Here is a 25,007-nt window from a genome sequence, read left to right as displayed (position 1 = left end):
TATGACCAGTCCTGCGCGTCGCCACTTTATCCAACAGTCGGCTATTGCCGCCTCACAGCTACGGGATAACCCGTTGCGTCATGCCACTGGCTACGAGCTGATGTTGCTCAAGCTCAATGAAGATAAACGCAAGCTAAAACAGGTGCGTTCACAAGAGCGTAAAGCCGAGCTGAAACGCCAGCTATTGCCGGATTACCTGCCGTGGGTGTCGGGTGTGTTGAGTGAGGGGAAAGGCGCGCAGGACGCCATTTTAATGACGGTCATGATTTGGCGTCTGGATGCCGGGGACATCCCCGGCGCACTGGATATCGCCCGCTATGCCCTGCGTTATCAGTTAGTGCCAACCGACAGATTTACTCGCTCGACAGCTTACCTGATTGCCGAGGAAGTGGCCGAGTCGGCCGGGCGCGCCTATGCCACCGGTAAGCCGGTTGATGTTGACCATCTGCTACAAACCATTGAGCTGATGGAAGACGAGGACATGCCCGACCAAGTGCGCGCCAAACTGCACAAAATGACCGGTTATGTGTTGCGTGACAGTGGCCGGGGCGAACTGGCCCTGTCCCATCTTCACCGCGCACTCCAACTGCACACCGGTTGTGGCGTCAAGAAAGACATTGAGCGGCTGGCCGTGAAGTTAAAGAACGCCGCCAGCCGCTAACCCGAACGCTCCCCGAGCCGGGCGGCACGATGGCCGCAACAGAATTCATCTTGTTAACGCCGTCGTCCACCGCCCACCCATTCTGATATTGAGGTTGCCATGACCACTGTTGTTATCCCCGCGCCAAAGCCCGACAAAACGGCTGAACCGGTGATTGAAAATACCTTTTTCTGGCCTGCGGTTGACCCGATAAAACTGCGCGAGCTGTTGCGCCTTGAGGGAACCGTCACCGCTGAGCGACTGCGTTTTACCATCAAAGGCGCAATCGCCGAGGTTAACGCCGAGCTGTTCGAGTACCGCCGTGACCAGATGGTGGCAGGTTTTAAAACACTGGCCGAGGTGCAGGCCGAACAACTGGACGGCGAAAGCATCCTGCTAGCCGAGTACCAGCGGGCGGTCTGCGCCATTACGGCCGCGCTGCTGGCCGAGCGCTATCGCGGTTATGACGCCAGCGCGCGCGGTGATAAACGCGCGGAGGCCATTGAAAGCACGGTTGATGAGTTGTGGCGTGATGCGCGGATTAGCATTCGCAACATTGCCGGTCAGCCTCACAGCATTATTGGCCTTATCTGATGCGGGTTTACGCGTTGCAAGGCGACACGCTCGACGCATTGTGCTGGCGGCATTATGGCCGCACCCAAGATGTGCTGGAGCAAGTCTATGACGCAAATCCGGGGCTGTCGGAACTGGGGGCCATTCTGCCCCACGGTTATCCGGTGGAATTGCCCGACATGGCCCCGGCGGCCCAACGTGAAACCGTTCAATTATGGGATTGAAAATGGAGAAAATCAGCTCTGCGGTAGCTTATGTCTTGGCGCTGATACTGGCGTTTATTGGCGCACTGAGTCCGCAAGATATTGCGTTTTATGTGGCGGCGGTGGCTGCTGCGGCGACCTGTCTTATTAACTGGTACTACCGGCGCAAGAGTTATTTCTTGCTGAAAGAGTTGGGTATCAGGCGGGAGGTGTTCGATGAACTCAATCGTTAAGCGCTGTCTGGTCGGGGTCATTTTGGCGCTGGCCGCCACCTTGCCAAACTACCAAGCGTTAAAAACATCGGCCGCCGGGCTAAAACTGATTGCTGATTATGAGGGCTGCCAGCTCAACGCCTACCAGTGCAGCGCCAACGTCTGGACAAACGGCATCGGCCACACGGCCGGAGTCAAGCCGGGCAGCGTTATCAGTGAGCGACAGGTGGCGGTCAATCTGGTGGCGGATGTGCAGCGGGTCGAGCAGGCAATCGCGGTGTGTATGCCGGTTGCCATGCCACAACCGGTGTATGACGCGGTAGTGAGTTTCGCCTTTAACGTCGGCACAGGTGCGGCCTGTCGCTCGACGCTGGCCTTTTTTGTCAACAAGGGCGACTGGCGCAACGCCTGCAATCAGTTACCGCGCTGGGTGTACGTCAATGGCGTAAAAACCAAAGGGCTAGAGCGTCGCCGCACCACCGAACAAACACACTGCCTGAGCGGGGTCTGATATGCGCACATTAATTCTGTTATTGATATGGGTTTTGATGATGGCAGTGCTGGCATGGCATGCCCATAGTCTGAAAAAAGACTTAGACAGCGCCACGCTGGTGATTGGCACTTTATCCGCTGGGATTGAAAGCCGGGACAACGCGATCACCCGCCTGCAAGATGAGGCCCGGCAACAGGCAGAAAATGAGCAGGCACTACGGCAATCACTGAGCCATGCCAGCACCTTGTCATTATCCCGTGAACAAAAAATACAAAGGTTACTCAATGAAAATAAAGCCCTGCGTGATTGGTTCGCTACTGCTTTGCCTGCTGATGTTATCCGGCTGCACCAGCGCCCCGCGTTCGCCAGCCCCAACGATTATTTACGTTGGCTGTCCGACGGTGAACAGTTGCCCGCTGCCGGGCAGCAGTCCGGCGGTTAACGGGGATTTAAGTGCCGACATCCGCCAGTTAGAAACCGCACTGGTGGCCTGCGGGCTGCAAGTGGAAGCCGTTAAACAGTGTCAGGAACAGCATCATGTTAAAACCCAAACTGCTACGCCAAGCCTTAACCGACAGTCTGGATCTATTTCAGACTAACCCGGAACGGCTAAAAATGTTTGTTGATGGCGGGCGCATTGTCTCAACACTGGCCCCGTCGCTCTCTTTCGAAAATCAATATACGCTGACGCTGTTTATTGAGGACTTCGCCAGCGATGTTGATTATCTCTTTGTGCCGATACTGGCATGGCTGCGCGAGCATCAACCGGACATCATGGCAACAGAAGAAAAGCGCCGCACCGGTTTTATTCATAAGGTTGATGTGATTAGCGATGTGTTGAGTGATATCCGTATCGACTTGCAATTGACTGAGCGGGCCATTGTGAAAGAGGTCGACGGCGCACTGCATGTTAACCATGCGCTGGAGCCGACTTGGCCGGGGACACCAACGCGGCCAACAGCCATTTACTTTAACGGGGAAACGGTCAAATGAATGAGCTGAAACCCTTTGATGATGCATTGGCCGGGCTGATTGCCAACTTAACCCCCAAGGCGCGCAAAGCGCTGGCGGTCACTGTTGCTAAACGGCTGCGGGCCAGTCAACAACAGCGTATTAAACGCCAGCAAGCGCCCGACGGCACCCCGTATGCTGTCCGTAAATCTCAACTGTTGCGTAAACCCAAGGGGCGGATTAAGCGGGAAATGTTCGCCAAGTTGCGCACCGCGCGCTACATGAAAGCCAACAGTAGCCCTGACGCGGCAGTGGTCGAGTTTGCCGGGCGCGTGGAACGGATGGCGGCCGTGCATCATTTTGGCCTGCGTGACCGTCCGAATGTGCACAGTAAAGATGTGCAGTATGACGAGCGGCCGTTGCTCGGTTTTAGTCAGCAAGATATTGCCATTGTCGAGCATGCCGTGATGGTAAGCCTGTCAAAGTAGAGTGCCTGTTGTCCTGTCGATGAACAAACCCGCACAAATTGCCGCCTGACCCGTTGGGCGGCATCCTTTCTATATGAACACTCAAACCCAACTCACTGAAATTCTGCGCCTGCTGCGCAACCTTGTCCGTATTGGTACGGTGGCCGAGGTCGATCTCGACCAAGCCCTGTGCCGTGTGGCGACAGGGGACAATACCACCGGCTGGTTAAACTGGCTGACGCTGCGCGCCGGTCAATCGCGATCATGGTGGGCACCGTCCGAGGGTGAGCAAGTATTGATATTGTCCCTCGGCGGCGAACTGGACACTGCCTTTGTGCTGCCGGGCGTTTTCTCTGATGACTTCCCGCCACCGTCGGCCTCGGCGAATGGCCTGTATATCGCCTTTCCTGACGGTGCCACGTTGCACTATGAACCGGACAGCGGCGAGTTGCTGGCTGACGGCATCAAAACAGCGGTAATCAATGCCAGTGAATCGGTGAATGCTACCGCCCCCAACATCACCTGTACCGCCTTGGTCAAAATTCTGCTCGATACGCCGGAAGTGGAATGCACCAATAACCTGACTACCGCCACGTTGAACGTGAAGAAAGGCGGCACCATGAGCGGCAATATCACGCATACCGGCGGCCAGTTTTCATCTAATGGCGTGGTGGTTGATGACCATGACCACGGCCAAGTGCAGCGCGGTGGCGATTATACGGTGGGGATTAAATGACAACAGCCAAATACCTCGGCATGAGCCGCAACGCCGGGCAGACCATTACCGATGCTGACCATATCAGCCAGTCCATCGCCGACATTCTAATTACGCCCGTCGGTTCGCGGGTGATGCGCCGCGCTTATGGTTCGCTGCTCTCGGAGCTGATTGACCAGCCACAAAATCCGGCCTTGAGACTGCAAATCATGGCCGCCAGTTACAGCGCCATTTTGCGCTGGGAACCGAGGGTCAGGCTGACCGGCATCACCTTTGATACCACCTTTGACGGAAAAATGGTGGTCGATATCACTGGCACCCGCACCGATAGCGCGGCCCCCCTTTCTTTAACCATCCCTGTGAGCTGACCCTATGGCAACCATTGACCTGAGCCTGTTACCCCCGCCTTTTGTGGTGGAAGAGCTGGATTATGAAATCCTGTTGGCCGAGCGTAAAGCCACGCTGGTTTCTCTTTACCCGGAGGAACAGCGCGCCGCCGTGGCCCGTACCCTGTCGCTGGAATCTGAGCCGCTGGTCAAGCTGTTACAGGAAAACGCTTATCGCGAGGTGATATTGCGCCAACGCGTCAATGATGCGGCCCGCGCGGTGATGGTGGCCTATGCCGTCGGCAGCGATTTAGACCAGCTCGGCGCAAATAACAACGTTGAGCGGCTGGTGATTATCCCGGCTGACCCCACCGCTATTCCACCGATTGACGCGGTGATGGAATCTGACAGTGATTTCCGGGTGCGTATCCCGCAAGCCTTTGAGGGCTTGAGCGTCGCCGGGCCAACGGGCGCATATGAATATCATGCTAAAACGGCTGACGGCCGGGTGGCTGATGCCTCGGCAATCAGCCCGACCCCGGCCTGTGTCACGGTCACGGTGTTATCGCGTGAGGGCAACGGCGAAGCCTCAAGCGAGCTGCTGGCCGTGGTGGAAGCCGCGCTCAATGATGAGAACACGCGGCCGGTGGCTGACCGGGTGACGGTGCAATCTGCCCGCATTGAAGACTATGCCATTGACGCGGTGCTCTATTTGCATCCGGGGCCAGAAGCCGAACCCATCCGCGTGGCGGCTGAGAAGAAACTGACCGCCTTTGTCACCGCGCAACGTCGCCTTGGTCGTGACATTCGCCTGTCGGCACTGTATGCCGCGCTTCATGTTGAGGGTGTACAGCGGGCGGTGATTAATGCCCCACTGGCTGACGTGGTGCTGGATAAAACCCAAGCCGCATGGTGCACCGGCAGCACCATTACTGTTGGGGGTACGGATGACTGACCGTTTATTGCCTGTTGGTTCTTCTGTGCTGGAAGTGGCCGCCGCGCGCGCCTGCGCCGAACTGGAAAATACACCTGTCCCCATTCGCCAGCTCTGGAACGCCGACACTTGCCCGCTGCCATTATTGCCCTATCTGGCGTGGGCGTATTCAGTTGACCGTTGGGATGAAAAATGGCCGGAAGCCACCAAGCGCGCGGTGGTGAAGTCCTCGCAGTACGTCCACAAACACAAAGGCACGATTGGCGCAATCCGCCGGGTGGTGGAACCGCTGGGCTATCTCATCAAGGTGATTGAGTGGTGGAAGACTAACGAGACACCCGGCACCTTTCGCCTTGATGTTGGGGTACTGGAAACCGGCATTACCGAAGAGATGTATCAGGAGCTTGAGCGGCTGATAGACGACGCCAAGCCATGCAGCCGCCATTTAGTCGGCCTGTCTATCAATCTTGACAGCAGCGGCCCGCTGTATGTCGCCGCTGCCAGTTACAGCGGTGATGAGCTGACAATTTACCCCTATTTACCTGAAACCATAACCGTGACCGGCGAGGATTACGCCAGCGCCGCCGTCCATATCATTGATGACCTGAGAGTGAACCCATGACAGCGAGATTTTTTGCTTTACTGACCAACATCGGCGCAGCCAAGCTGGCGAACGCTACCGCCCTCGGCACCCGCTTAGAGATTACCCACATGGCAGTCGGTGATGGCGGCGGAACCCTACCCACCCCTAACCCGGCACAAACCCAACTGGTGAATGAACAGCGCCGCGCTGCTCTGAATATGCTGACCGTTGACCCGGTAAACACCAGCCAGATTATTGCGGAACAGGTGATTCCTGAGACTGAGGGCGGGTGGTGGATTAGGGAAATTGGTTTACTGGATAAAGACGGTGACTTGATTGCCATTGCCAACTGCGCCGAAACCTATAAACCGCAACTGCAAGAGGGCAGCGGCCGCACCCAAACCATTCGGGTCATTTTGATTGTCAGCAGTACCGCCGCTGTCACACTGAAAATCGACCCGTCAGTGGTACTGGCAACGCGTAAATATGTGGATGATATAGCCATTGAGGTGAAAGGCTACGCGGATAATCTGTTAGCGGAACATGAGAAATCACGCAATCACCCGGATGCATCGTTAACCGCCAAAGGTTTTGCAAAATATAGCAGTGCCATTGACAGCAATAGCGAAGCACTGGCAGCTACGTCGAAAGCGGTCAAAACAGTAAGTGATGCTGCTCTAAAAACTGCCAACAACCTTTCTGAGATTGCCGCCGCTGGCGCAACAGCGGTTGCCGCTACTCTTGCCAACCTTGGTTTAAGTGATTTTGCGAATATGGCGGATGTTCGCAAGTTGATTGACGCGGCTTTCCCTATCGGCGTGCCGATGCCATACCCTCTTGCCGCCATTCCTGAAACATTAATGGGGATTGTATTCTTTAAATTAAATGGTGGCACTTTTAGCACCACCACTTACCCCAAATTGGCCCTTAAATATCCCACCGGGGTATTACCTGATATGCGTGGTGAGTTTATGCGCGGTTGGGACGATGGACGAGGAGTAGACAGCGGGCGAGTCATACTAAGCGCACAGGCATCAACATGGATACAGCCCAACCTCGAAACCAGTCCGCTAGCAACAAATATTGGTATAGCTAATACTGACGGTGAGTTTAATACTGGCGCAATAGGCGGAGTATCAAATATAGGTGGCGGTTCAGGTTCTGGCCCGCGCACACGTTACTTCATTCGCCCCCGTAACCTGGCATTTAACTACATTGTGAGGGCAGCATAATGACGATCCAATTTGATAAAGATGGATATGCAACAAGCACCGAAACCGTCATTGTGCATAATGCCATGCCGGATACCCGTGAATATATGGGTTCAAGTGATGAGCTTATAAACGTAGGGCAAGGCTTGCCAGCCCGCTCTTATTTAGACTCACCACCTAAACCCAAAAAGGGATTTGTTATTTGCCGCACGTCCGACCAATCAGCATGGGAATATGTGGCAGATCACCGGGGAGAGGTTCGCTATAGCACGGTAACGGGGGTTTCATTTGCCGTAGGCCAAATTGGCAATTACCCGGACGATTCGACTGACAAGGCACCCGTGACCCCATTTGACAAATGGGACGGCAAGCAGTGGGCTACAGATGCCGACGCAGTAGCATGTACGGCCAGAAGCTACCGTGATGCCTTAATCATGGTGACAGACTCTTTGATGCTCAGTGACTATTGCATTGATGATGCCCCGCTAACAGCAGAGCAGCGCACCGAGCTAACAGAAACCCGCGCCGCCTATCGCGCATGGCCGACGCAGGAAAGCTGGCCGTTGATTGAGTTACCCGAACTGCCGCAATGGCTTTTGATTGAAGCGGTGAATCAGGGTTATCGTGTTCCTGTCTGGCCTCCGCTGTCAGCCTGATACTTTATATTAGCCCCATTTGTGGGGCTTTTTCGTTGTACCAGCCACCACACATCCCCTATCAGATGCCGCCCGCACAGTAAGTCGTCACCATACTCTCACCCTCAACCAACAGAGAGTTAATCCATGAGTGATTATCATCACGGCGTCCGTGTCCTCGAAATCAACGACGGCACCCGCGTCATTTCCACTGTGTCCACTGCCATTGTCGGCATGGTCTGCACCAGCGATGATGCTGACGCGGCAACATTCCCCCTCAATACACCGGTACTGATTACCAACGTACTGGCCGCCGCCGGTAAAGCCGGTAAAAAAGGCACACTGGCCGCGTCGTTACTGGCGATTGCGGAGCAGGCCCGTCCGGTGACGATTGTTGTTCGCGTCGCTACCGGTAAAGATGAGGATGAAACCACGTCTAATATCATCGGCGGCGCTGACGAGAACGGCCGCTACACCGGCATGAAAGCGTTGCTAGATGCGCAGTCTGTCACCGGTGTACGTCCGCGTATTCTCGGTGTGCCGGGGCTGGATAATCTGGCGGTATCGACGGCGCTGGCGGATATTTGTCAGAAGCTGCGCGCCTTTGGTTATATCAGTGCCTACGGCTGCAAAACCCTTTCCGAAGCGATGTTGTACCGCGACAATTTCAGCCAGCGTGAGCTGATGCTGATTTGGCCGGATTTTCTGAGCTGGAACACCACCGCCAACAGCACTGATATTGCTTACGCCACCGCTCGCGCACTCGGCCTGCGCGCCAAGATTGACCAAGATACCGGCTGGCATAAAACCTTGTCTAACGTTGGGGTCAATGGCGTGACCGGTATTTCTGCCAGCGTCTACTGGGATTTGCAGACCGTCGGCACTGACGCCGATTTGCTTAATAAAGCCTGCGTCACCACGCTCATCCGCAAAGACGGCTTCAAGTTTTGGGGGTCGCGCACCTGCTCTGATGACCCGCTATTTGCTTTCGAGAACTACACCCGCACCGCACAAATTTTGGCTGACACCATGGCCGAGGCGCAGTTGTGGGCGATTGACCGCCCGATGCACCCGACGCTGGTTAAAGACATGATTGGCAGCATCAACGCCAAATTCCGCGAAATGAAATCCGCCGGGCTGATTATTGACGGCGCTTGTTGGTATGACGACAGCGCCAACGATAAAGACACCCTGAAAGCGGGCAAGCTGTTTATCGATTACGACTACACCCCAGTGCCACCACTGGAAGATTTAACCCTGCGCCAGCGCATCACCGATAAATATTTGGTGAACTTTGCCGCTGCCGTTAACAGCTAAGGAAACCTGACTTATGGCACTGCCACGTAAGCTGAAATTGATGAACCTGTTTAACGATGGCCGGGATTACATGGGGATCGTGTCCGCCATCACCCTGCCAAAACTCACCCGCAAGCTGGAGAACTACCGGGGCGGCGGGATGAATGGTGTTGCGCCGATTGATTTGGGGCTGGATGACGATGCGTTATCCATGGAGTGGTCGATGGGCGGCCTTGACGAGTTTGTGTTGCAGCAATGGGGCGCGCCGAAAGTTGATGCGGTTCCGCTGCGTTTTTCCGGTGCTTATCAGCGTGACGATACCGGGGAAGTGATGGCGGTTGATGTCGAGGTGCGTGGCCGCCATAAAGAAATCGATGGCGGCGAATCCAAGCAAGGGGAAGACACGGAAACCAAGGTGTCCACCCAGTGCACCTATTACAAGCTGACCATTGACGGCAAAGAAGTGATCGAGATTGACGTGGTTAACCTGATTGAACGGGTTAACGGTGTTGACCTGCTGGAAGCCCAACGCAAGGCGATTGGCCGCTAAACCCTGACGGCCAGTGTTAACCCGCTGGCCCTCCCTGACTGAATTGGAAAAAACCATGAAAAAAGCGACTGCTAAAACTGAATCTATCGCCGAGGTTAACGAGAATCTGGTGGTACTGGATACGCCGGTTAAGCGTGGCGACACCCTGATTACTGAGATTGAAGTGATCCGCCCCAATGCCGGAACATTGCGCGGGGTGCGACTGGCCGATGTGGCTAACTCCGATGTGGATGCACTGATTATTGTGCTGCCCCGCATCACTTACCCCTCACTCACCACCGCTGAATGTGGCCGTTTAGAACTGCCAGACCTTGTGGCACTGGCGGGCAAGGTGATTGGTTTTTTGTCGCCGAAACAGGGGGCGTAACGCTCGACCCGAAACTGGAAGTTGACGACCTGATGGCGGATATTGCCGCCATTTTTCACTGGCCGCCCTCGGAGTGTTGGGGGATGAGCCTCACCGAGCTGGTGCGCTGGCGTCATAAAGCCCTACTACGAAGTGGAGCCGTAAATAATGAGTAAGAGCTTACAGCTACAGGTATTACTCAAAGCCGTAGACCAAGCCACCCGCCCGTTTAAAGCTATTCAGACCGCCAGTAAATCCCTTACCGGTGATATTCGCAACACGCAAAGCAGTATCAAATCCCTTGATATGCAGGCGGCGAAGATTGACGGTTTCCGCAAAGCCAGCGGCCAACTGGCCGTTACCGGGCAGGCGCTGAAAAAAGCCAAAGAAGACGCGGCAGCGCTGGCGATTGCGTTTAAAAACACCGAGAAACCCACCGCCCAACAAGCCCGGTTGATGGAGGGAGCCAGGCGCGCCGCCACTGAGCTGCAAACCAAATACAACGGACTGCGCCAGTCAGTGCAGCGCCAGCGTGATGCCCTCAATGCTGATGGTATCGCGACCAAAAACCTGAGCAGTGAACAGCGCCGGTTACGCAGCAGCGCCGCCGAAGCCACTACCGCCCTGAGCCGCCAGCGCCAAGAGCTGCAACGCCTGAGCCAGAAACAGGAACAACTCAACCGTATCAGCCAGCGTTATCAAAAAGGCAAGGCCGCCACCGCCACGGTGCGCAATGTGGGCGCGGCCAGTCTTGGTGTGGCAACCGCCGGGCTGTACGGTGCGGCGAAACTGATTGCACCGGGGATGGAGTTTGACAGCCAGATGTCCGGTACGCAGGCGATTTTAGGGCTGGATAAAAATGACGCCAAGCTGGCGGCCATTCGTCAACAGGCGCGGGATATCGGCGGCTCCACCGCCTTTTCCCCGACAGATGTGGCGCGAACCCAAGACACGCTGGCCCGTTCGGGCTATGACGCTGACGCCATTCTGGCCGCCACTGAGCCGACGGTTAACCTGTCGCTGGCGTCCGGTGTCGATATCGCCGAGGCGGCCGATATTGTCACCAACATGCAGTCGGCGTTTAACCTGCCGTTAGACCAGATTAAGCGCGTATCGGATGTGATGGCGAAAGGCTTTACCAGCTCAAACACCAACCTGTTAGAGCTGGGCGAGGCCATGAAATACGTGGCCCCGATTGCCGAGGCCGCCGGGGCCAGCATTGAAGACACCACCGCACTGCTCGGTGTGCTGGCCGATAACGGTATTAAAGGCAGTATGGCAGGCACCAGTACCAGTGCGGTGTTTAGCCGGTTACAGGCTCCTGTCGGTAAAGCCCCGGAAGCCTTGCGCGAGCTGGGAATCACGACCCGCGACGGCAAAGGCAATATGTTGCCGGTGGAGAAAATCCTCAAAGATATTGACCGCTCGTTTAAAAAGAACAAGTTAGGCACCGCGCAGCAAGCTGAATACCTGAAAGTGATATTCGGTGAAGAGGCCATGAAAGGGGCGGTGAAACTGGTGGCCGCTGCCGGTAACGGCAAGCTGGCGGAGAAACAAAGTAAGCTGAAAAATGCCGATGGCACCGCACAATCTATCGCCACAGTGAGGATGGATAACCTTGACGGCGACCTGAAAAACCTGAGTTCGGCATGGGAAGACTTAGAAATTGAAGTCTTTGAAAAGCAAGACTCCGCATTGCGCAGGCTGACCGTGACCGCAACGGACTGGCTGGTCAATGTTGCTGTGTGGGCCAAGAAAAACCCCGAACTGGTCAGCACCATTACCACGGTAACTGGTGCGGCGCTGGCACTGGTTGCCGGGTTAGGTGCATTGGGATTGATTGCATGGCCGGTCATGGCCGGGTTTAACCTGTTGTTGGCCGGGGCGGGTCTGCTGAGTACTGGGTTTTCCCTGATGGCCGGAACCATTGCCGCCGCACTCACCGCGCTGACATGGCCGATAGTCGCCGTGGTGGCGGCCATTGTGGCCGGTGGTCTGCTTATCCGTAAATACTGGGAGCCTATCAGCGCCTTTATTGCGGGTGTGGCTGAGGGTTTTACTGCTGCCATGGGGCCAATCAGTGCCGCGTTTGAGCCGCTTAAACCGGTGTTTGCATGGTTTAGTGACAAGGTGAAGCAGCTTTCAAACTGGTTCGCTGACCTGATTAAACCGGTGAAAGCCACACAGGAAACCTTGGACACTGCGACCAACGCAGGCAAGTTATTTGGCGAGGGACTGGCGGCAGCGCTCAGTCTGCCGATGGATGCGCTAAACACCCTGCGCAGTGGCATTGACTGGGTGCTGGAAAAACTCGGCGTTATTGATAGCAAATCTACCGGACTGGCCGATAACATCCCGAAAGATAACCCCTACGCGGGCGGATACTCACCCAGTGGCGGCGTGTTATACGGCGGCTATCAGCCGGTCACCGCCCATACCGGCACCACTATCGTTGATAGCAGCGTGACCACCAACGATATCAAGATAACCATCCCGCCGGGCATGAGCCGACAAGATGCTGAGCGCATGATGACCGATGCGCTGGCTAAGAACGAACGGGATAAGCGCGTCCGTCAGCGCGGCCAGATGGAGAATTAATCATGATGTTATCACTGGGTTTATTTGTGTTTATGCGCCAGACCACGCCTTATCAAACCATGGGGCGCAATATTGATTACCGTTGGCCGACTAACAGCCGGGTGGGCTTGCGCCCGGCTGCACAGTTTCTTGGCGTTGATAGCGAAAAAATCACTCTGTCCGGGGTGTTGCTGCCGGAGCTGACCGGCGGCCGCCTGTCATTGCTGGCCCTCGAAGTGATGGCCGACCAAGGCAAGGCGTGGCCGCTGGTTGAGGGCAGTGGCATGATTTACGGCATGTTTGTCATCGAGAGTTTGAGCCATACCGGTACGCTATTTTTTGAAGACGGCAGCGCCCGGCGCATTGAGTTCACCCTCAACCTGTTACGGGTGGATGAGTCATTAACCGCCATGTTTGGCGACCTGCAACAACAGGCTGACGAGTTACTGGGTAAGGCGACAGAAATGACAAGTAAGGCGCAGGCCGCTATCGGGGGATTATTGTCATGATGACCGGCATGGCTCTACCGGCTGGGGCGGATATGGCCCCGGACTTTATGCTGAACATTAACCAGAAAGATATTACGCAGAATATCCGTGACCGGCTGCTGTCCCTGAGCCTGACCGATAACCGGGGCTTTGAGGCTGACCAGCTTGATATTGAACTGGATGACGCCGACGGCCAGCTTGCCATGCCGGAACGGGGCGCGGTGCTGTCGGTGTTCTTGGGCTGGAAAGGCTCGGCGCTGATTGGTAAGGGGGATTTTACCGTGGATGAGGTCGAGCACCATGGCGCGCCGGATACGCTAACCATTCGCGCGCGCAGTGCGGATTTTCGCGGTTCGCTCAATACCCGGAGGGAGGTGTCTTACCATGAAACCACACTGGGGAAAGTCGTGGCACAGGTGGCCGAGCGCAATAACCTGAAAGCCATGCTGGCTGACGGACTGGCGGATATCACTATTTCGCATATCGACCAGACCCAAGAGACTGACGCCAAGTTTATCACCCGGTTAGCCTCGCTTAATGGCGCGGTGGCCGCCGTCAAAGCCGGGCGATTGTTATTTATTAAGCCGGGCAGCGGTGTCACGGCCAGCGGTAAACCTATCCCGCAAATGACGATCACCCGGCAAGATGGCGACCAGCACAGCTTTAGTATTGCTGACCGGGGCGCGTATACCGGGGTGAGTGCCAGTTGGTTGCACACCAAAGACCCCAAACCGGCCAAGCCGAAAAAGGTGAAATTACAGCGCAAGCCCAAGTTTAAGCAGCTCCGCGCACTGGAACACCCCAAAGCCAAACCGATCCGCACCAAGGCGGCGACAGTGAAAAAGCCGGTGGAAGAAAAACAAGGGGATTATCTGGTGGGGTCTGAGGATAACGTTTTTACTATTACCACGGTTTACGCCACACAAAAAGCCGCGATGCGTGCCGCACAGTCTAAATGGGAGAAGTTGCAGCGCGGTGTGGCCGAGTTCTCTATCACCTTAGCCATGGGGCGCGCTGATTTATTCCCTGAAACACCGATAGCGGTCAGCGGCTTTAAATCAGTGATAGACCAACAGAGCTGGATAATCAGCAAGGTAGCGCACAGCCTGAGCAACAGCGGCTATACCACACAATTATCTCTCGAAGTGTTGCTGTCGGATGTGACCTATGAGGCTGAATAAAATTCATAATATGTGATTTTATCGATATAAAAATCACATAAAGCTAATTATTGAGCGTTTGTGATGCTATCATATTGACATAAGCAGAGAGAGGAGGGGACACAGATATGATGCATTGCCCGCTTTGTAGAACCGCTGCACATGCTCGGTCTAGCCGTTACCTGAGTGAAAAAACGAAAGAACGTTATCACCAGTGCCAGAATATAAATTGTAGTTGTACTTTTGCCACGCACGAAACAGTAGATAGAATAATTGTCAAACCGGGGGAGACAAAACCAGCGCCACCTCATCCGAGTCGCGATAATCAATCTGTATTCTGGTATTAAAAGAAGCCTGCGAAAGCAGGTTTTTTTTCGCCGCGATTAATCGAATATTAAAACTTACATCGCCATTTAATCGCCATTGTTATTTTATGGAATAAAAATCACAACTAACATATCAATGTAACGTTATGATTTTTATGTGTAATTATAGTTTCTGTATTTTCCTTTAAAGTGAATTTAAACGATTATTGACCGCTTTGGCCGATATCCACATCGTAACCTTATTCTCGGCCGTGTATCCAGTGCTGAAGAACAAGCTTTTCTACTCCAACCGGGATCGGTGTTTTAGTCCAAAAGAGTAGAGCGATAGTCGCCAGAGATATATCTGCACTGGCGGCTATTGCTGCTTTGGTTATTACCAAGTTTGCTACCATGTTCACAAAAAAAGTACTTACCTAAAAGTCGAGTCGACATTTTTATCCATTTGACATCACAGGATAACTTGAGGTTTTTCCTAAACTACCGCCTCCTCTATAGTGGTCATTGAAACAATATTGTTACCAATATATAACAATCTGCAATATATGAATGGGAGCTCAGCATCTGAGATTTTTCAGTGGTGAGTTTATGTTGGCATGGAAGTTTAACAATATGGTAGATGTATCAATATGGCTGAAACAACATCATTAGAAACGAGTGAGTCTTCACAATCAGCACGTTTGACAGAGCAAGCAGATACACGACAGAGAATCCGTGCCATTGTTGGAGCATCCTCCGGTAATTTGGTTGAATGGTTCGACTTTTATATTTATTCATTCTGCGCCCTCTACTTTGCACCGCTTTTTTTCCCTAGTGATAATCCTACGACACAGTTAGTACAAACAGCGGGTGTGTTTGCTGCGGGTTTTTTGATGCGGCCAATTGGTGGCTGGCTATTTGGATATATTGCCGATAAACATGGACGTAAACTCTCCATGCTTATTTCCGTTTATATGATGTGCGCAGGCTCATTAATGATTGTTTGCTTGCCCACTTATGCCTCAATCGGTAGCCTGGCCCCTATTTTGTTATTAGTTGCTCGCCTATTTCAAGGGTTATCCGTCGGCGGGGAATATGGTACCAGTGCGACATATATGAGTGAAGTCGCGGTGAAAGGGCGCAAAGGCTTTTATGCTTCTTTCCAATACGTTACATTGATAGGTGGGCAATTACTTGCATTATTGGTCTTGGTTTTATTACAACAAACTCTATCATCAGAGGTATTGCACAGCTGGGGCTGGCGTATTCCTTTTGTGCTCGGAGCATTGCTGGCCGTGGTAGCACTTTATTTGCGCCGTTCATTGAATGAAACTTCAGATGAAAAAACACGTAACAAGAAAGATGCCGGCAGCTTGAAAGGGCTATGGAAGAACCGCCGAGCCTTTATTATGGTATTGGGCTTTACTGCTGGCGGTTCACTTTCTTTTTATACTTACACCACTTATATGCAAAAGTATTTAGTCAATACAGCAGGGATGAATGTAAAAACCGCTAGCCTAGTTATGACGGCGGCTTTATTTATTTTCATGATAATCCAGCCATTATTTGGTGCATTATCCGACCGTATTAGTCGGCGTACATCTATGCTGACTTTCGGTTTGTTATCTGCGTTATTAACAGTGCCCATTCTCCATGCGCTAAAAGGTGTCACCAGTCCTTATATAGCTTTTATGCTGATTGTCACTGCACTGATTATAATTAGTTTCTATACTTCCATTGGTGGGTTACTGAAAGCAGAAATGTTCCCGCCAGAAGTTAGAGCACTAGGTGTTGGCTTGTCTTATGCTGTTGCCAATGCCATGTTTGGTGGCAGTGCTGAATATGTTGCACTATCTCTTAAGTCTTTTGATATGGAAAATAGTTTCTTTTGGTATGTATCAGCAATGTGTTTCTTAACCTTCCTAGTTTCTTTGCGCTTACACCGCAAAGGCCAAGAGGTAGAGTTGTAACACGAAACTGCCGTTAATAGCTGAAGTCACACGCAAATGTGGCTTCAGTTACTGTTGGCTAAATGATACTGAATGGCCGCCAGCAATTTCCCTGTTCCACAGCATGCATCATTATATCCTACGGTATGTCTGCGATTAATAACCCGGTCATGAGGGCAACCTCCGTGACAAATAGAAAACCATTCGCAATGGCGCATTTTTTCAGTTGCTGCTTTTTCCTCTTTTATGGCTTGTTGATTATGAGATGAATGGGCTAGCAGGTCGGCCAAGTCAGTATCTAATAAAGAGCCATATATACTGTCTTTATCACCTACATATTTATCACAGGGAGAAATGTTTCCATTGGGTTCCAAGGTGATAATTTCTTGTGAGCAATTGCCAGACCAATAGCACGCCGATGGTTTGTTTTTTGGATCTTTTAATACGTTAATAAAATCATCAAAAATAGGAATGCGTATTCTCTCTTGATAACCATTTATCCAAATATTAAATAGAGCAGATAGGAAGTGGATAAACTCTGCATAACTAATAAAGGCATTGCCCGCGTACTCTCCTTTAATTAACCGATTATCTGGCACTATATTGAGGAATTCAATATTGGTTAATTCTATTGAGATAAAATAGTCTAGCATCTCTCTCACATTGGTTTGGCAGACATCTCTATCAACAACAATAAGCGCACCGTATAAAATATCATGTTTTCGAAGTTTTTCTATACCTTTAGCAATACGATCTGATGTACCTCTTCCTCTATAGTCCACTCGCCGTTTATCATTTACGGTAGGTATACCATCAAGACTAATTCCAATATTCATACCAATACCTTTAATAAACATTAACCAATCATCAGAAATATTAACTAAGTTTGATTGCATTGTGTTGGTAATATATTGCTCTGGGCGTTTAAAATTTTGTTGTAGCCAAATAAGTTTTTTAAAAAACTCTGGCTTCAATAGTGTAATTTCACCACCATGCCAGACAAACTCAAATCTATTTACATTAGGAATAGCAAGGATTTGTCGTACCGTTCGGACTAGTGTATGAAATGAAACTGTCTGATTAGGGCCCTCGGCCCATGAGTGACAGTATGTACAACGAAGATTACATAAACGAGTAGCTTTCAATACAACGACTAGTTTTTTTGCTTTAATAGCTTTTGCTGATATTTTTCTATTTATCTCGCGGTTTAATATCTCCAATTCATCAGCATCAAATAAATTCTCAGCAGGTATCTTACCAATAAAATAAGCTGATAATATTTTATACTCACAAGTATTAAGTTTCTCTAGATATTTCATGTGATCGTCATTTATGCAATCAATATTTTGTATCGGTATTAAATTTCCCAAGATATATTCCTAGTCAGTTATGTGAGTTTACCATCTTTCATTTTTATTATTCTGTTGCCATATATAGAGGCTTCATCTGAATGTGTAACCATAATAATAGTTGTACCTTTTTTATTTATATTTTTTAATTGTTGAAGTACAGCATGGGCATTTTTACTATCCAAATTTCCGGTAGGTTCATCAGCTAAGAGAAATTCAGGGTTGGATACCATAGCTCTGGCGATTGCTACTCGTTGTTGCTGACCTCCTGATAGTTGCGCTGGTGTATGGTTTTTTCTGTTATCAATGCTGAAAAGATTTAAAATATTATTTACTCGTTCAATACGTTCTTTTTTGGCAACACCACGATATTTGAGGGGTAAGGCAATGTTATCAAAGATAGATAAATGAGTAATAAGATTAAATGATTGAAATATGTAGCTTATTAATAATCTTCTTAGAATTATTTTTTGTGAATGGCTCATGCCAACAGTCTCTTTTCCCGCTAGGGTACATGAACCACTGTCGAGGCTATCAAACATACCAATGATATTAAGTAGTGTTGATTTACCCGATCCTGACGGCCCCATAATTGAAACAAAGTCACCTTTTGCTACAGTAAAATTAAGATGACTAAAAACCTTAGTTTTAACTGTTTTAGTGATATAGCATTTTTCGGCATTATGCATATTTAACATATTATTTAAATCCAATGATATCGTGTTCATTACGGTTTCCTTCCGGAGGAATAACGATAACTTGACCAGGTTTTGCTCCTGTTATTATTTCAGTATTTGTAGAGCCCCGACGTTTAATCTCGACTTTAGATTTAACCGCATGATTATTATCTGATTGATAAATATAGATAAAATAATTTCCATTATTGTCTGAAATGATACTGTCAGTAGGTACTAATAGCACATGATTATTCTCTTCTTGTAATGGGATTTTTATTTCAATGGATTGTCCTCTTTTAAATTGAGTAGCGCTTTCTTTTAGTGGAATTAGCTTTGCTTTGAATTTACCATTTTCTACGATAGTTGATACTGACTCAATCAGTAATGGCATGTTTTGGCCGTTTACTGCTGAAGTAATGTGGCTTTGTGGTTTTATTTTATCAAAATAGTACTCACTGAAATAAACATTAAAATAATATGATTGCAAATTGTCTATTATCGCAATTTTTTCCCCAGGCTTTATTTGCTGACCTAATTCAATATCAAGGACAGATAAAGTTCCATCAATTGGGGCAGCTATGACTAATTGTTCCATGCCACGTTTAATTACCTCCGTCATTTGCTCCAGTAATAGAATAGAGTTATCTATGTTTTTAAATTGCGAAGGGAATAACCTTTTGTTTTTATTATCATGCTCTCTCAGAATTCTACTTTTAATTTTCCAGTTGCTTAACATACTGACTTTATATTCCAGCTCGGATTTTGCAATCATCGATTTTCTATCGAGTATTTTATATCTGGCTAAATCTTTTGAAATAATAGCTATTTGATATTTAGCCTCTTGTAAGTTAAGTTTTGTATCTCGATTATCTTGTTCTAACTGTATTCGCATATTGCGAAGGTTATTTATTTGCTCAGTAATACTCGCCATTCTAGATGTTGCTTCCAGCATAAAATCATAGTTAGATAAACGAGCAATGACATCACCTTTTACAACAGTATCGAAAGCCTGCTTTACGACCTCCGTGACTTTACCTCCTCGTTCAGTCGATACAATTATGCTTTCTCTTGGCACTGCAATGGCACGAGTAATTAGTGAGTCTTGATACATTTCCAACTGAATAGTATGAAAAACAGCTTCCTCTCGTGACATGAGCAAAGTGTGCTGCATTGTAGATAAATAATAAATATAGTAAATGCAAGAAGTTATAATAAACAATATAAATAAAATGATTAATTTAACCATTTTACTTGTATTGATTTTATTTTCTATTTTTATATCCATATGTTATTTATATTTCCTGGTGTTTACTATGTGACTATTTAAAATAAACGTTATTACCATCACGATAATTATACTTAAAGTGGAAATGATTAATGAACCTGTGGCATAGGCATAAGATAATTGCTTTGCCAAACTGTATTGTGCCAGCCATTTATGCAATAATAAAAAACTTGCTGGGAGTGATATTATTGTTGCAATGAGTATTGGTACGATATTTTGTTGTATAAAAAATACTATATGTGTATAGGTTGAGCCGCCAATAGAGTCCATTATTTTTAATGTTTTTTCTAGACGTTTTGTTTCAGTGCTTCCAATTATTATTGTGCTTATTAATATTAATATCACCGAAAAAAATGTCGCAGCATTGATCGTTTTGTGCAGTAGTACGTTACTGTTGAAATATTCTTTATGCAAGTTGTTGGCTGATATTATTTGTTCACTGTTGACATGATATCGGCTTAGTGTTTTCTCTAGTTTTTCCATGTCATTAATATTTCTAAGTTTGATAGCTCCATAGCGTTGAGGGCCGCTTTTTTGAATTAAAATAAGCAAAGGGCGTGGTGGGTTCTCCCTGTCTGAAAGATAAAAGTCATCTATTACTTTTAGAACTCTAACTGATGTTTGTGAATCATCTTCATTAATATAAAATAGAGTGCTCAGCATATCCTCATAGGATTTAAGCCCCATTAGTACCATAAAAGATTTTGTAACGATAGCATGAAGGATTTTATTATTATCACTGGGTAACAATGGATTTTTACTACCAGCCAGTGTTTTTATTCCCCAAGTGTTAATGAAATTCTTGTCTACTTTAAGTATGTTGACTGTAACTAATTTATCGTTTTCTTGCTGATTGTTATGGAATATGGAAATATTACTACGCGACATGTCAAATGGCCGCCAACTGCTTATAGCTATATTATTAACACCAATTTTGTTTCTTAACTCATCCTGTAAATTATTTATTGCAACACTTGAGTTTAACTCATCACTTAATGAAAATGTTATTACATTTTCTTTGTCATAACCAAAACTGTGATTTTTAATGAAATTAATTTGTGTTATTACTCCAGCCCATAAATATATAATAATGCTGGCAATGATAATTTGTATGCAAAAAATAATACGACTCATATAGTGTGAGTGAGAAGATTGCGCAGCTATGCTACTATAGATATTTTTTGGCAAAGTAAGAGTAAACAAAAAAAGGTAATGGGCGAGTAAAATAGCTGCATAAGTTAGCGATGTTGTCATAGATAATGCAGTTAAAAAATCACTTCTTCCATGAGATAATATAAGCTCTCTGGCGTCATCAGAACATTGGACGAGTGACATCAAAATAAAAGTGGCGAGTAAGAGTACGCATGCAGTTTGTAGTGTAGCGACAAAGAAGGATTCTATAATTAGTTGACGATGGGATGCACCGACTGCTTTTTTTATATAAAAGCTATTCTTTTTCTTCGCATTTATTACATTGTTAATATTAAAGAAATTCATCGACGTAGCAAAAAAAACAAACAATCCTGAGGTGTATAAAATGTTCAAATAGGCAGATGAAACTACTGTGGTTATATCATCTGGTAATGCAGTATCGTAATGAATATCAGCAATATTACGGGCAGATAACTGAATAAACTCCTCGGGGCTAAAAGGGGCGCCGGTGAGTTGGGGGGAAAATTGAGTAACAAATTTATTCAGTTGCTCTGGTGTAGGTTTTATCCCTGATTTCATAGTAATAAAAGTATATGCATGTGTATCATACCAATCATGTCGTTTATCATGGTAGCCATCCAGTATTTCAGGTGTGAATGCTATAACGGCGGTAGTTTTAAAACGGCTAGAGTGGTTAAGTTCAATAACATCTTTAATAATAAATTGGCCTTTATCTCCTAATGTAATAATTTTACCCTTGGGACTATCTAGATGGAGATATTTCCGGTTAAATTCAGGCGTGATAATAATTTCATTCTGTGCCAGCGATGAGACATTTTCTTGAAAGGGATTCAATGTGTTTAAAAAATCATTGCTGACGGCATAGATATCAACATTTAAATGCGTCTTATCGTTGATTTGTAATCGGGTAAAAATACGGACTATAAAATCAATATGCTTAATACTGCTATCATTTTTTAATGCTGAAATAAGTGGCAAGGGAGTCTGCGCTGATTTTACCTTATCCCCGTTTGGCAGATTAAATAATGTCTCTACTCGATAAATATCTTTATGGTTCTCATGATGTTTTTCAATCTGTGAGTCTGTTAAATAAATGAGTAACATAAAAAATAATGATACTAAGCCGATTGCTGTTATTACTATTGCTAACAGGCTTGATATAGGACTTAGTTTCAGATCATTGATAAACTCACTGGTTAACATGGATATTTCACCGTTTATAATAAAATAGAGTAATGGTTTGATTTATAATTAATAGTAATGTCTTTTACTTTTAAATTAATTTCACAATGTATTAAGTTATGGTAATTCCCAGAATTAAGATGCTAATAAAAGCACCTTAATTCTGTTGTTATAAAACATCATTAGTTAACTTACTATTGTGTAAAGCTTTTTGACCAATTCCATGCAGTTATTTTATTATCGGTATTAGTATTTATTAGGTTTTCAATTTCATCGTCACTTATAGCGAGTGTGTTGTTTTTAAAAGATTTTTCCAACGATGCTAACTTGGTTTTCAATGCCATTAAATGGGTATTTTTTGTTTTTCTGTCTGGCTGATGTGAAATGTCCATATAATTCTCCATTTAAATGATTTCCTTTTTGATGCTACTTAGTATTGAACAGTACTAAGCCATTTACTTGTAATTCTTTTATCCTGTTTTATCAATGTTTTTTTTCATCATATTATTTATAAGATCTAATTTATTAATTATTAAACTAACTGTTTATGGGTTATTTGTGTAACAGGTCCAAAGCCCTATGTTCGCTATGAAATAAAAAGCCCCCGGAGGGGCTTAAGGTTATTATTAATGAAAACTTTAGCTATACCTGTTACGGGTGTAAATATTCCGCGTGGAAGCGCAAGTGATCTTCAATAAATGTCGCTATGGTGAAATAGCTATGATCATAACCCGGCTGAATACGAAGAGTCAGTGGCCAGTCGCGCTGGCGTGCCAGCTCGGCTAATTTTGCCGGTTGTAATTGGTCGGCAAGGAATTGATCCCCATCCCCTTGATCCACCAACATGGGTAGTTGAGTTCGCGCATGTGTCAGTAAATGGCAGCTATCATATTGAAGCCATTGACTTTCATCCTCGCCCAAATATGCGCTAAAGGCTTTGCGGCCCCACGGCACCTGACATGGATTGACTATGGGTGCAAAAGCCGAAGCGGATTGATATTGCTGCGGATTTCGTAAAGCCAACATCAACGCACCATGGCCCCCCATTGAGTGACCACAGATTGATTGCAGGGCATTGACACTAAAGTGCTGGCGGATAAGCGCTGGCAATTCCTGGCTGATGTAATCGTACATATGAAAATGTTCAGACCAGGGGGCCTGTGTTGCATTCAGGTAGAATCCCGCCCCTTGGCCTAAATCATAACCGTCATCATTAGGAACCTCAGCACCACGTGGGCTGGTATCGGGCATCACCAGAACCAACCCTAGCTCAGCAGCAACCCGCTGCGCGCCCGCTTTCAATGTGAAATTTTCATCATTACAGGTCAGGCCCGATAGCCAATAAAGCACCGGCGGCGGGTTATCATCCCGTGGGGGGGGCAGATAGATGCTGAAGGTCATATTGCAATTCAGGCTGCTGCTGGCGTGGCGATAGCGCTGCTGCCATCCACCAAACATCCGGTGCTCTTCGAGAAGTTCAAGTGACGTATTCATGTTTTGTCTGCCTCCTTGCTTTACTTATTGGGGGAAGAATGGTTTTGTGACGGATTATCAAAATGAATCACGGTACGGATAGACTTGCCTTCATGCATCAAATCAAAGGCTTCATTGATTTGGTCCAACCCCATGGTATGAGTAATGAAATCATTCAAGGCAAATTTTCCATCCAGATATTGCTGCACAATGCCCGGTAATTCTGAGCGGCCTTTTACACCACCAAATGCAGAACCACGCCAGACTCGGCCAGTTACCAGTTGGAATGGTCGTGTTGAGATCTCTTCACCGGCGCCGGCGACACCAATAATCACGGATTCGCCCCAACCTTTATGGCAGCACTCTAAAGCTGACCGCATAACATTGACGTTACCAATACATTCAAATGAGAAATCTACGCCGCCGTCGGTCAACTCAACAATCACATCCTGAATAGGTTTATCATAATCTTTCGGGTTGATCAGGTCGGTCGCGCCGAGTTTGCGGGCCAGCTCGAATTTGCTGGTATTCAGATCGATCCCGATAATCCGGCTCGCACCCGCCATTTGTGCCCCGATGACCGCAGACAAGCCAATGCCACCCAATCCGAAGATAGCTACGGTGTCACCTGGTTTTACCTTAGCCGTATTGATAACCGCCCCCATGCCGGTGGTGACGCCACAACCAAGTAAGCAAACTTCTTCTAATGGCGCTTCTTTATTGATTTTTGCCAATGATATTTCGGGTACGACAGTCAGCTCAGAGAAGGTTGAAGTGCCCATGTAATGGAAAATAGGCTGGCCATTTTTAGAAAAGCGAGTCGTGCCATCGGGCATCAAGCCTTTACCTTGTGTGCTGCGAATTGCCTGACACAGATTGGTCTTCCCAGAGCGGCAGAATTTACATTCGCCACATTCTGGTGTGTACAGGGGAATCACATGGTCGCCCACAGCAACACTGGTAACGCCTTCACCAATAGCCTCTACAATCCCACCGCCTTCGTGACCCAGAATCGCCGGGAAAACCCCTTCAGGATCTTTGCCCGATAGCGTGTAGGCGTCAGTGTGGCATACCCCGCTGGCGACAATGCGCACCAGCACTTCGCCTTTTTGTGGTGGCATTAAATCAACTTCTTCAACGGATAGCGGCTGATTCGGGCCCCATGCGACTGCGGCGCGGGTTTTAATCATCTCCATGGTGTTGCTCCTATAGCTTCTGCGTGATGAGTGTTATATAAATATATTGTTTATGTATCAT

31 protein-coding genes and 1 pseudogene are annotated in these 25,007 nt (G+C 48.1%); 25 read left to right on the top strand and 7 right to left on the bottom strand.

The features are described 5' to 3' along the window. Nucleotide 1 precedes the first annotated feature (1 nt). The 25 genes and pseudogenes from F0T03_RS14415 to F0T03_RS14300 all read left to right on the top strand — a co-directional run bounded on the left by F0T03_RS14415 (nt 2) and on the right by F0T03_RS14300 (nt 16,632). The gene (locus F0T03_RS14415; RefSeq protein WP_159679110.1) at nt 2-661 is read left to right on the top strand and encodes a phage terminase small subunit; all 660 of its coding nucleotides are present in this window, start codon (nt 2-4) and stop codon (nt 659-661) included. A gap of 99 nt (nt 662-760) precedes the next feature. Beyond that, a complete protein-coding gene (locus tag F0T03_RS14410; protein ID WP_159679108.1) occupies nt 761-1,234 on the top strand; it encodes a head completion/stabilization protein in 474 nt (157 codons plus the stop codon). After that, entirely contained in the window at nt 1,234-1,437 is a 204-nt protein-coding gene (locus F0T03_RS14405; RefSeq protein ID WP_020282765.1) for a tail protein X, read from the top strand. The genes F0T03_RS14410 and F0T03_RS14405 overlap by 1 nt, the downstream gene beginning before the upstream one ends. Before the next feature lie 2 nt (nt 1,438-1,439). Next, nucleotides 1,440-1,649, top strand: coding sequence for an HP1 family phage holin (locus F0T03_RS14400; RefSeq protein WP_159679105.1), 210 nt, complete (start codon nt 1,440-1,442; stop codon nt 1,647-1,649). Beyond that, on the top strand, nt 1,633-2,139 hold the full coding sequence (locus F0T03_RS14395) for a lysozyme (protein WP_159679102.1): 507 nt from the start codon (nt 1,633-1,635) through the stop codon (nt 2,137-2,139). The genes F0T03_RS14400 and F0T03_RS14395 overlap by 17 nt, the downstream gene beginning before the upstream one ends. A 1-nt stretch (nt 2,140) precedes the next feature. Next, entirely contained in the window at nt 2,141-2,563 is a 423-nt protein-coding gene (lysB, locus tag F0T03_RS21710; protein WP_159679099.1) for an Rz-like lysis system protein LysB, read from the top strand. Next, nucleotides 2,454-2,720 (top strand): Rz1-like lysis system protein LysC, encoded by a 267-nt coding sequence (lysC, locus tag F0T03_RS21620; RefSeq protein WP_246169900.1) that lies wholly within the window; start codon nt 2,454-2,456, stop codon nt 2,718-2,720. Before lysB ends, lysC begins: the two co-directional genes overlap by 110 nt. Next, the gene (locus tag F0T03_RS14385) at nt 2,659-3,114 is read left to right on the top strand and encodes a phage tail protein (protein WP_159679096.1); all 456 of its coding nucleotides are present in this window, start codon (nt 2,659-2,661) and stop codon (nt 3,112-3,114) included. Before lysC ends, F0T03_RS14385 begins: the two co-directional genes overlap by 62 nt. Next, nucleotides 3,111-3,560, top strand: coding sequence for a phage virion morphogenesis protein (locus tag F0T03_RS14380; protein WP_159679093.1), 450 nt, complete (start codon nt 3,111-3,113; stop codon nt 3,558-3,560). Before F0T03_RS14385 ends, F0T03_RS14380 begins: the two co-directional genes overlap by 4 nt. Before the next feature lie 73 nt (nt 3,561-3,633). Beyond that, on the top strand, nt 3,634-4,275 hold the full coding sequence (locus tag F0T03_RS14375; RefSeq protein ID WP_159679091.1) for a phage baseplate assembly protein V: 642 nt from the start codon (nt 3,634-3,636) through the stop codon (nt 4,273-4,275). Next, nucleotides 4,272-4,622: a GPW/gp25 family protein gene (locus F0T03_RS14370; protein ID WP_145572923.1), complete on the top strand. Its 351-nt coding sequence runs from the start codon at nt 4,272-4,274 to the stop codon at nt 4,620-4,622. Before F0T03_RS14375 ends, F0T03_RS14370 begins: the two co-directional genes overlap by 4 nt. Before the next feature lie 4 nt (nt 4,623-4,626). Next, nucleotides 4,627-5,535, top strand: a complete 909-nt coding sequence (locus F0T03_RS14365) for a baseplate assembly protein (RefSeq protein ID WP_159679088.1) — start codon at nt 4,627-4,629, stop codon at nt 5,533-5,535. After that, a complete protein-coding gene (locus F0T03_RS14360; protein WP_159680907.1) occupies nt 5,528-6,136 on the top strand; it encodes a phage tail protein I in 609 nt (202 codons plus the stop codon). Before F0T03_RS14365 ends, F0T03_RS14360 begins: the two co-directional genes overlap by 8 nt. After that, nucleotides 6,133-7,329, top strand: a complete 1,197-nt coding sequence (locus F0T03_RS14355) for a phage tail protein (RefSeq protein ID WP_159679085.1) — start codon at nt 6,133-6,135, stop codon at nt 7,327-7,329. Before F0T03_RS14360 ends, F0T03_RS14355 begins: the two co-directional genes overlap by 4 nt. Further along, nucleotides 7,329-7,964: a tail fiber assembly protein gene (locus tag F0T03_RS14350; protein WP_159679082.1), complete on the top strand. Its 636-nt coding sequence runs from the start codon at nt 7,329-7,331 to the stop codon at nt 7,962-7,964. Before F0T03_RS14355 ends, F0T03_RS14350 begins: the two co-directional genes overlap by 1 nt. Before the next feature lie 126 nt (nt 7,965-8,090). Then, on the top strand, nt 8,091-9,260 hold the full coding sequence (locus F0T03_RS14345; protein ID WP_159679080.1) for a phage tail sheath protein: 1,170 nt from the start codon (nt 8,091-8,093) through the stop codon (nt 9,258-9,260). 13 nt (nt 9,261-9,273) lie between these two features. Further along, nucleotides 9,274-9,789 (top strand): phage major tail tube protein, encoded by a 516-nt coding sequence (locus F0T03_RS14340; protein ID WP_159679077.1) that lies wholly within the window; start codon nt 9,274-9,276, stop codon nt 9,787-9,789. 55 nt (nt 9,790-9,844) lie between these two features. Beyond that, complete coding sequence (locus tag F0T03_RS14335) at nt 9,845-10,156, top strand: phage tail assembly protein (protein WP_159679075.1); 312 nt, start codon at nt 9,845-9,847, stop codon at nt 10,154-10,156. Between the two features lie 32 nt (nt 10,157-10,188). Beyond that, nucleotides 10,189-10,311: a GpE family phage tail protein gene (locus tag F0T03_RS21790; protein WP_128823076.1), complete on the top strand. Its 123-nt coding sequence runs from the start codon at nt 10,189-10,191 to the stop codon at nt 10,309-10,311. Then, entirely contained in the window at nt 10,304-12,733 is a 2,430-nt protein-coding gene (locus F0T03_RS14325) for a phage tail tape measure protein (RefSeq protein ID WP_159679073.1), read from the top strand. Before F0T03_RS21790 ends, F0T03_RS14325 begins: the two co-directional genes overlap by 8 nt. Nucleotides 12,734-12,735: 2 nt before the next feature. Next, nucleotides 12,736-13,221 (top strand): phage tail protein, encoded by a 486-nt coding sequence (locus tag F0T03_RS14320; protein ID WP_159679071.1) that lies wholly within the window; start codon nt 12,736-12,738, stop codon nt 13,219-13,221. Next, nucleotides 13,218-14,381 carry a phage late control D family protein gene (locus F0T03_RS14315; protein WP_159679069.1) on the top strand — a complete coding sequence of 388 codons (1,164 nt, stop codon included), beginning with the start codon at nt 13,218-13,220 and terminating at the stop codon, nt 14,379-14,381. Before F0T03_RS14320 ends, F0T03_RS14315 begins: the two co-directional genes overlap by 4 nt. Before the next feature lie 107 nt (nt 14,382-14,488). Then, a complete protein-coding gene (locus F0T03_RS14310; protein WP_159679067.1) occupies nt 14,489-14,707 on the top strand; it encodes a DNA-binding transcriptional regulator in 219 nt (72 codons plus the stop codon). A gap of 181 nt (nt 14,708-14,888) precedes the next feature. Next, a pseudogene (locus tag F0T03_RS14305) lies at nt 14,889-14,993 on the top strand (DUF924 family protein); the annotation flags it as partial. 319 nt (nt 14,994-15,312) lie between these two features. Further along, nucleotides 15,313-16,632, top strand: coding sequence for an MFS family transporter (locus F0T03_RS14300; protein ID WP_159679065.1), 1,320 nt, complete (start codon nt 15,313-15,315; stop codon nt 16,630-16,632). Between the two features lie 44 nt (nt 16,633-16,676). On the opposite strand, the gene darE is transcribed toward F0T03_RS14300, so the two are convergent. The 7 genes from darE to F0T03_RS14265 form a co-directional block, all read right to left on the bottom strand. Then, nucleotides 16,677-17,981, bottom strand: a complete 1,305-nt coding sequence (darE, locus tag F0T03_RS14295; protein WP_159679063.1) for a darobactin maturation radical SAM/SPASM protein DarE — start codon at nt 17,979-17,981, stop codon at nt 16,677-16,679. A 17-nt stretch (nt 17,982-17,998) separates the two neighbouring features. After that, nucleotides 17,999-18,658 carry a darobactin export ABC transporter ATP-binding protein gene (gene darD, locus F0T03_RS14290; RefSeq protein ID WP_159680905.1) on the bottom strand — a complete coding sequence of 220 codons (660 nt, stop codon included), beginning with the start codon at nt 18,656-18,658 and terminating at the stop codon, nt 17,999-18,001. A 1-nt stretch (nt 18,659) separates the two neighbouring features. Next, nucleotides 18,660-19,922 carry a darobactin export ABC transporter periplasmic adaptor subunit gene (gene darC, locus F0T03_RS14285; RefSeq protein WP_159679060.1) on the bottom strand — a complete coding sequence of 421 codons (1,263 nt, stop codon included), beginning with the start codon at nt 19,920-19,922 and terminating at the stop codon, nt 18,660-18,662. A gap of 3 nt (nt 19,923-19,925) precedes the next feature. Beyond that, nucleotides 19,926-22,298 (bottom strand): darobactin export ABC transporter permease subunit, encoded by a 2,373-nt coding sequence (gene darB / locus F0T03_RS14280; protein ID WP_159679058.1) that lies wholly within the window; start codon nt 22,296-22,298, stop codon nt 19,926-19,928. 173 nt (nt 22,299-22,471) lie between these two features. Next, a complete protein-coding gene (darA, locus tag F0T03_RS14275) occupies nt 22,472-22,669 on the bottom strand; it encodes a darobactin family peptide antibiotic (RefSeq protein ID WP_159679056.1) in 198 nt (65 codons plus the stop codon). A 259-nt stretch (nt 22,670-22,928) separates the two neighbouring features. Then, on the bottom strand, nt 22,929-23,771 hold the full coding sequence (gene fghA / locus F0T03_RS14270) for an S-formylglutathione hydrolase (protein ID WP_159679054.1): 843 nt from the start codon (nt 23,769-23,771) through the stop codon (nt 22,929-22,931). A 20-nt stretch (nt 23,772-23,791) separates the two neighbouring features. Further along, the gene (locus F0T03_RS14265) at nt 23,792-24,946 is read right to left on the bottom strand and encodes an S-(hydroxymethyl)glutathione dehydrogenase/class III alcohol dehydrogenase (RefSeq protein ID WP_162526955.1); all 1,155 of its coding nucleotides are present in this window, start codon (nt 24,944-24,946) and stop codon (nt 23,792-23,794) included. Between the last annotated feature and the right edge of the window lie 61 nt (nt 24,947-25,007).

Source organism: Yersinia canariae (genome assembly GCF_009831415.1).
Classification (GTDB): domain Bacteria; phylum Pseudomonadota; class Gammaproteobacteria; order Enterobacterales; family Enterobacteriaceae; genus Yersinia; species Yersinia canariae.
Note: the sequence above shows the minus strand (reverse complement) of the source record. Positions and strands in the feature narration are given on the sequence as shown.

Bases quoted from the DNA above. Each gene is read 5' to 3' on its own strand.
- F0T03_RS14415 (WP_159679110.1), top strand. From the start codon at position 2: ATGACCAGTCCTGCGCGTCGCCACTTTATCCAACAGTCGGCTATTGCC.
- F0T03_RS14410 (WP_159679108.1), top strand. From the start codon at position 761: ATGACCACTGTTGTTATCCCCGCGCCAAAGCCCGACAAAACGGCTGAA.
- F0T03_RS14405 (WP_020282765.1), top strand. From the start codon at position 1,234: ATGCGGGTTTACGCGTTGCAAGGCGACACGCTCGACGCATTGTGCTGG.
- F0T03_RS14400 (WP_159679105.1), top strand. From the start codon at position 1,440: ATGGAGAAAATCAGCTCTGCGGTAGCTTATGTCTTGGCGCTGATACTG.
- F0T03_RS14395 (WP_159679102.1), top strand. From the start codon at position 1,633: ATGAACTCAATCGTTAAGCGCTGTCTGGTCGGGGTCATTTTGGCGCTG.
- lysB (WP_159679099.1), top strand. From the start codon at position 2,141: ATGCGCACATTAATTCTGTTATTGATATGGGTTTTGATGATGGCAGTG.
- lysC (WP_246169900.1), top strand. From the start codon at position 2,454: ATGTTATCCGGCTGCACCAGCGCCCCGCGTTCGCCAGCCCCAACGATT.
- F0T03_RS14385 (WP_159679096.1), top strand. From the start codon at position 2,659: ATGTTAAAACCCAAACTGCTACGCCAAGCCTTAACCGACAGTCTGGAT.
- F0T03_RS14380 (WP_159679093.1), top strand. From the start codon at position 3,111: ATGAATGAGCTGAAACCCTTTGATGATGCATTGGCCGGGCTGATTGCC.
- F0T03_RS14375 (WP_159679091.1), top strand. From the start codon at position 3,634: ATGAACACTCAAACCCAACTCACTGAAATTCTGCGCCTGCTGCGCAAC.
- F0T03_RS14370 (WP_145572923.1), top strand. From the start codon at position 4,272: ATGACAACAGCCAAATACCTCGGCATGAGCCGCAACGCCGGGCAGACC.
- F0T03_RS14365 (WP_159679088.1), top strand. From the start codon at position 4,627: ATGGCAACCATTGACCTGAGCCTGTTACCCCCGCCTTTTGTGGTGGAA.
- F0T03_RS14360 (WP_159680907.1), top strand. From the start codon at position 5,528: ATGACTGACCGTTTATTGCCTGTTGGTTCTTCTGTGCTGGAAGTGGCC.
- F0T03_RS14355 (WP_159679085.1), top strand. From the start codon at position 6,133: ATGACAGCGAGATTTTTTGCTTTACTGACCAACATCGGCGCAGCCAAG.
- F0T03_RS14350 (WP_159679082.1), top strand. From the start codon at position 7,329: ATGACGATCCAATTTGATAAAGATGGATATGCAACAAGCACCGAAACC.
- F0T03_RS14345 (WP_159679080.1), top strand. From the start codon at position 8,091: ATGAGTGATTATCATCACGGCGTCCGTGTCCTCGAAATCAACGACGGC.
- F0T03_RS14340 (WP_159679077.1), top strand. From the start codon at position 9,274: ATGGCACTGCCACGTAAGCTGAAATTGATGAACCTGTTTAACGATGGC.
- F0T03_RS14335 (WP_159679075.1), top strand. From the start codon at position 9,845: ATGAAAAAAGCGACTGCTAAAACTGAATCTATCGCCGAGGTTAACGAG.
- F0T03_RS21790 (WP_128823076.1), top strand. From the start codon at position 10,189: ATGGCGGATATTGCCGCCATTTTTCACTGGCCGCCCTCGGAGTGTTGG.
- F0T03_RS14325 (WP_159679073.1), top strand. From the start codon at position 10,304: ATGAGTAAGAGCTTACAGCTACAGGTATTACTCAAAGCCGTAGACCAA.
- F0T03_RS14320 (WP_159679071.1), top strand. From the start codon at position 12,736: ATGATGTTATCACTGGGTTTATTTGTGTTTATGCGCCAGACCACGCCT.
- F0T03_RS14315 (WP_159679069.1), top strand. From the start codon at position 13,218: ATGATGACCGGCATGGCTCTACCGGCTGGGGCGGATATGGCCCCGGAC.
- F0T03_RS14310 (WP_159679067.1), top strand. From the start codon at position 14,489: ATGATGCATTGCCCGCTTTGTAGAACCGCTGCACATGCTCGGTCTAGC.
- F0T03_RS14300 (WP_159679065.1), top strand. From the start codon at position 15,313: ATGGCTGAAACAACATCATTAGAAACGAGTGAGTCTTCACAATCAGCA.
- darD (WP_159680905.1), bottom strand. From the start codon at position 18,658: ATGTTAAATATGCATAATGCCGAAAAATGCTATATCACTAAAACAGTT.
- darC (WP_159679060.1), bottom strand. From the start codon at position 19,922: ATGGATATAAAAATAGAAAATAAAATCAATACAAGTAAAATGGTTAAA.
- darB (WP_159679058.1), bottom strand. From the start codon at position 22,298: ATGTTAACCAGTGAGTTTATCAATGATCTGAAACTAAGTCCTATATCA.
- darA (WP_159679056.1), bottom strand. From the start codon at position 22,669: ATGGACATTTCACATCAGCCAGACAGAAAAACAAAAAATACCCATTTA.
- fghA (WP_159679054.1), bottom strand. From the start codon at position 23,771: ATGAATACGTCACTTGAACTTCTCGAAGAGCACCGGATGTTTGGTGGA.
- F0T03_RS14265 (WP_162526955.1), bottom strand. From the start codon at position 24,946: ATGGAGATGATTAAAACCCGCGCCGCAGTCGCATGGGGCCCGAATCAG.